This is a genomic window from Bartonella sp. AC158YNML, from assembly GCF_042196725.1.
In the GTDB taxonomy this organism is placed as follows: Bacteria; Pseudomonadota; Alphaproteobacteria; order Rhizobiales; family Rhizobiaceae; genus Bartonella.
Genome location: NZ_JBHIQU010000037.1, coordinates 1 through 5,101, shown reverse-complemented (window position 1 = coordinate 5,101; position 5,101 = coordinate 1). Strand labels below are relative to the sequence as shown.

The following is a 5,101-nucleotide window of genomic DNA, read 5'->3' as shown; positions in this document are numbered from 1 at the left end:
AGGTGGAAATTTGCTTCCTTATCAAGACAAAATCCAAAAGAAACTTATGGATTGTCCAACTATCACACTTCAAACCGCAAATGGAATAGAAAAGGTCATTCCTTGCGCAAAAATTACCACAAAAGGTATGGGGCTGCTGTCTCAAGAGCTTAAAAGACAAAGCATGCATTAAGAGGCTATTGTTATGAATAAAAAATACGAATTAACTGATGAAATTCTATAGCCTCAAGAAATAGGCTTCTAACAACCAAACAACCATTTTTAACACATGCGTGATTCACGCCACGAGGGAATTGCGTCTTCAATGGAGGAAAGAAAAATGAATGAACAAAACACTAACTTAACAGAAGTAAACAAAACAAACGATTGTGAAATCAAACCTACAGCTATGGAACTTATTTTAGAAAGAGCTTTAAAAGATGATGTTGGTCTGGACCGTCTCAAGAGCCTTCTCGAATTGCGAGAAAAGGAGATAGAACGACAAGAGCGCCAAAACTTTGTCCGTGATCTTTCTGCTATGCAAATGGAATACAAAGATATCGAACAAAACGCCATTAATACACATACTAAAAGCCTCTATACAACGCTTGATAAATATATTGATGCTATCAAAGAACCTCTTGCAAAACATCACTTTGCCTTGTTCTCTCGTATCAAAGACCAGAGTTCAAATGACATAACTGTAGAAATGACTTTAAAGCATATATCGGGCAATGAAATATCAACACAAGGAACATTTCCCATTGATGCTACAGGAAGCAAAAATAACACACAAGCGGTTGGTTCTACTATAAGCTACGCACGTAGATATCTCTTAGGCATGCTTCTTAATGTTGCAAGAAAAGAAGACGATACAGATGGAATAACACTTCTTGCGGGTATCTCTCCTGAACAGATGAATGAAATCAAAGAATTAATTAAAAAAACACAATCTGAAGAAAGTGGGCTTCTCTCTTTCATAGGAGTAAAAAATCTAAAAGATATGTCTTTTAAACAAGCACAAAACGCTTTGTTTGCTTTGAAAAAAAAGCAACGAAAGCAAATGAATAAAGCACAACAAGAGCAATTAGATGCACCTATACAAGATATTGAATATGCACCAACTCAACAACAAACGGCGGTGTGAGATGGAACAAAGAACAGCAGAATGGTTTCAAGCGCGCTTAGGAAAAGTCACTGCTTCAAACGTTTACAACGTACTCAGTAAGACAGCAAAAGGTTTGCCTACAAGCAAATATGAAGACTACAAAACGAAACTCATGACAGAACGCTTAATAGAGGAAATAAGCCAATCTTATACAACACCTGCTATGCAATGGGGCATTGAACATGAAGAGAATGCCTTGAGAGAATATGAATTCATTTATGACGCAGAAGTCACAAGATGCGGGTTTATCCCACACCCCAAAATGGAAATGGCGGGGGCTAGTCCTGATGGGTTCATTGGAGAGGACGGTTTAATCGAAGTCAAATGTCCACAATCAACAACCCATCTTCGTTTTTTTATTTATGACGAAATCAAGCCTGAATATATCGCACAGATGCAATTCCAAATGGCATGCACTGGACGCAAATGGTGTGATTTCATGAGCTATAATCCAAACTTTGTAGGCAAATCTACTGGTTTGAGAATGAAAATCAAACGTGTCCTCCGTGATGAGAAACACATTGAAGAGATCAATAAAGCGGTCGAAATCTTTTTAGGGGAAATAGAACAAGAGATGCAAAAGATTTTGGCAAAAGCTGCTTAAACCTATGGGGGTGCTCTCTCCTCCCAGCACCCCCACCCATTTACCAAGGAAATTAAACGTGTGTAACACTAAACATATTATCATACAGCCTGCTAAAGATGAGGAATTTTGTTTTTTTACCATTGGCTATGAAGGTAAGTCCCTTGAGGATTATCTTAGTTGTCTCATAGAAAACAATATCAAAACTTTATGTGATGTTCGTAAAAATCCAATAAGTAGAAAACACGGATTTTCAAAAAGACAATTAGAAAAAGCTGTAAGCAATATTGATATTGAATATATGCATATGCCTGAACTTGGAATTGCTTCTGAAAAACGAAGAAATTTGAAAACACAAAAAGATTATGACCGCCTTTTTAAAAATTATCAAAATACAACTCTCAAGAATAATTTTTGTGCAATAAACAAATTATATCAAATTTTTTTAAACAAAAAGCGCGTTGCAATCACCTGTTTTGAAGCCAATGTATGCATGTGTCATAGAGGACAACTCGCATTAGCTCTTACTCAATTGCCTGATTGGAAATATGAAATTAAACACATCTAAAAAATAAACTTACAGATTTTTTACATATGGAGGTGCTTCTCTTCACAAATGCCTCCTAGCACCACCACCCTTCTTAACACTTTTAAGTCATGCGTGATTCACGAAATGGGTGGATTGTACGCAAATCAAGGAAATAAACCATGGAAAAGAAATATGAACTTACTGATGAAACAATTGAGTTTAGAGGAAAAACTCTTCACCGCATTCGTGCATTAAAAAATTTTGGAGACGTCAAAAAAGGAAATCTTGGCGGTTTTATACAAAATGAAAGCAATCTTTCACATGATGGCAATTGCTGGGTTGGTGATGATGCAAAAATCTATGGTTATGCCAAGGTTTTGGGAGATGCACATGTTTATGGAAACGCTTGTGCTGATGGTTTTGCAAGAGTTTATGACAAAGCCAAGGTTTTTGATAATGCTTATATTGATAATATTGCTGATATTTACGAAAATGCATGTATTTTTGGTAGTGCATATATTACCGGACAAACTAATATTTTTGGCAATGCTCAGATTTTTGGACATGCTCATGTTTTTGCCAGTGCACAAATCTACGAGAATGCACAAGTTTCCGGTGGTGCGTTTATTAGTGGAAAAGCTAAAATTTATGGAAATGCTAAAATTTATGACATTCCATTGATTTCCATCAGAGCAAAAGTTGGGGGAAATGCCAAAATCTGTGGTGAAGCATTTATTCAGGGAAACGCAGAGATCATCAATGATGAAATTATTTCAACAGGTGAGAGGCAATAAACCATGAAAAAATATGAACTGACTGATGAAACAATTGAGTTTGATGGATACCTTACGCTTTACCGCATACGTGCATTAAAAGATTTTGGTGATGTTAAAGTAGGCGACCTTGGCGGCTTTGTAGAGTATGAAGACAATTTAAGTCAAAAAGACGATTGCTGGATTTATAATGATGCCAAGGCGTATTGTTTTGCTAAGATTTACGATAGTGCTAAGGTTTATGATAAAGCACAAATTGGTGATTGTGCCGAGATTTTTGGCAATGCAAAAATTTATAATAACGTCAAAATATATGATGGACATATTTTTGGACACACACAAATTTATGGAAATGTGATTATTGATGCCGATTCAAGAATTTATGGCAATGTAAAAATTTATGATAATTCAGAAGATTGTAAACAAACTATGACCGCCCAGAACGGCGACTCTTCAACAAAAGACGACATTCCTTTCTAACAACCAACCATCCTTTTAACACAAGCGTGATTCACGCCACGGGGGAATTGCATCTAAAATGAAGGGGAACAGATATGGCACACCGCCAACCTACTATAACACAACCAGCCATTGCACGTGCTTTACGAGAAGCTAAAAAACAAGGAGCAGAGGTTGTAGAAATCAAGCCTACTGGTGAATTATTAATTCATATCAATAAAATCGTAACACCCAGAACGATAGATAATACTTATAGCATTGACGATTTTCCACCGCTTGAAAATGAACAAAAAGACTACGATACCAGCAAATCGTGTCCCTCTGTTGACGGTATAAAGTTTTAGCCATGCCAAAACGCCGTCCACCGCATCTTGTTCGTGAACGCACACGCCATGGTAAAATCATATGGTATGTACGTATTGGTCATGGACCACGGTTTCGGATTGAAGGAACCTATGGAACGCAAGAGTTTGTCGATAATTATACGCTTGCTCTTAAGCAAGCTCAAAATGGCTCCTCCAAAACAAAGAGGCGTACCAGACTCACAGAAGGGTCTTTCGATTGGTTGTTGCATCAGTATTTACAAAGCATGCAATGGCATAATCAATCAGAATCTACTAAAAAAGTTAAATATCGAATTCTGAATAATGTTTCTAAACATATCGGTAATCGTGCATATAAAAGCATAAACAAACAACACATGCTTGAAGCCGTAGACAGAAGGCGAGAGACCCCCGCAGCTGCAAAACATTTTTTGACCTCTTTAAACGGTCTCTTTAATTGGGCGGTTGATAATGCCCTTTTAAATAGAAATCCTGCCTTTAATATAAAAGCACCAAAATCTTTAAACATTGAGGGATTACTGCCATGGCTAGAAGAGGACATAGACAAATATTATCACCGTTGGTCACATGGTACACATGAACGCGTCTGGATTGATGTTCTTCTTTATACAGGCTTGCGTCGTGGTGATGCCGTTCGTATCGGCTGGAAAGACGTCAAAGATAATATCATTTATCTCAAAACAGAAAAGAGCCAATTTAAAACAGATGTTTTTCTTCCTATTTTACCAGAACTAGAGGAAACCCTTAAAATTGGTCCCATAGGTAATGAAACATTTATTTGTGGTAAAGGTGGAAATAAGCTTGTCAAAGAAAGTTTTGGCAACCTCTTTCGTGAAGCATGTAATGCGGCGGGTATTAAAAAATCAGCGCACGGATTGCGAAAATTAGCAGCAACACGTGCAGCCAATGCTGGTGCGACAGTTTCGCAAATGAAAGCGCTTTTTGGCTGGACAGAAGATAAAATGGCATCCCTTTATACCAAAACAGCTGATAGAAAACGACTTGCAATAGAAGCAATCAAAAAGCTACAAAAAGGTTCGGGATAGACATAAAATAAGTTAAAATAATCAACGGAATCAAAACTCCCGAACTTTTATATAACTTATTGATTTTATATAAATATAACGCTCCCACCCCCTCCGCCACAGCACTTTTGTAGCTTGTGTAGCTTGCCAGCAGGTTTTGTATATGTAGCTTGCCAGCAGGTTTTGTATATTTTGCCACTAGGTTTTGTACCAATTCATTTTTTTTCAAAGAGTTTTAAAG

General features: G+C 37.1%; 7 protein-coding genes and 1 pseudogene. All 8 read left to right on the top strand.

Annotated features, from left to right (window positions below; translation table 11 throughout):
* A pseudogene (locus ACFIM1_RS08880) lies at nt 1-172 on the top strand (phage regulatory protein/antirepressor Ant); the annotation flags it as partial.
* Nucleotides 173-319: 147 nt separating this feature from the next.
* Nucleotides 320-1,126 (top strand): ERF family protein, encoded by an 807-nt coding sequence (locus ACFIM1_RS08875; protein WP_375694633.1) that lies wholly within the window; start codon nt 320-322, stop codon nt 1,124-1,126.
* A 1-nt stretch (nt 1,127) separates the two neighbouring features.
* Nucleotides 1,128-1,751, top strand: a complete 624-nt coding sequence (locus tag ACFIM1_RS08870) for a lambda exonuclease family protein (RefSeq protein WP_375694631.1) — start codon at nt 1,128-1,130, stop codon at nt 1,749-1,751.
* Nucleotides 1,752-1,809: 58 nt separating this feature from the next.
* A complete protein-coding gene (locus ACFIM1_RS08865; RefSeq protein WP_375606918.1) occupies nt 1,810-2,298 on the top strand; it encodes a DUF488 family protein in 489 nt (162 codons plus the stop codon).
* Between the two features lie 140 nt (nt 2,299-2,438).
* Complete coding sequence (locus tag ACFIM1_RS08860; protein ID WP_375614811.1) at nt 2,439-3,053, top strand: hypothetical protein; 615 nt, start codon at nt 2,439-2,441, stop codon at nt 3,051-3,053.
* Nucleotides 3,054-3,056: 3 nt separating this feature from the next.
* Nucleotides 3,057-3,512, top strand: a complete 456-nt coding sequence (locus ACFIM1_RS08855; protein WP_375609811.1) for a hypothetical protein — start codon at nt 3,057-3,059, stop codon at nt 3,510-3,512.
* 74 nt (nt 3,513-3,586) lie between these two features.
* Nucleotides 3,587-3,835, top strand: a complete 249-nt coding sequence (locus tag ACFIM1_RS08850; RefSeq protein WP_375632710.1) for a hypothetical protein — start codon at nt 3,587-3,589, stop codon at nt 3,833-3,835.
* Nucleotides 3,836-3,837: 2 nt separating this feature from the next.
* The gene (locus tag ACFIM1_RS08845) at nt 3,838-4,881 is read left to right on the top strand and encodes a tyrosine-type recombinase/integrase (protein ID WP_375614813.1); all 1,044 of its coding nucleotides are present in this window, start codon (nt 3,838-3,840) and stop codon (nt 4,879-4,881) included.
* Nucleotides 4,882-5,101: the final 220 nt, after the last annotated feature.

Excerpts from the sequence above, each read along its gene's own strand:
- ACFIM1_RS08870 (WP_375694631.1), top strand. The coding sequence starts at position 1,128 with ATGGAACAAAGAACAGCAGAATGGTTTCAAGCGCGCTTAGGAAAAGTC.
- ACFIM1_RS08875 (WP_375694633.1), top strand. The coding sequence starts at position 320 with ATGAATGAACAAAACACTAACTTAACAGAAGTAAACAAAACAAACGAT.
- ACFIM1_RS08860 (WP_375614811.1), top strand. The coding sequence starts at position 2,439 with ATGGAAAAGAAATATGAACTTACTGATGAAACAATTGAGTTTAGAGGA.
- ACFIM1_RS08845 (WP_375614813.1), top strand. The coding sequence starts at position 3,838 with ATGCCAAAACGCCGTCCACCGCATCTTGTTCGTGAACGCACACGCCAT.
- ACFIM1_RS08850 (WP_375632710.1), top strand. The coding sequence starts at position 3,587 with ATGGCACACCGCCAACCTACTATAACACAACCAGCCATTGCACGTGCT.
- ACFIM1_RS08855 (WP_375609811.1), top strand. The coding sequence starts at position 3,057 with ATGAAAAAATATGAACTGACTGATGAAACAATTGAGTTTGATGGATAC.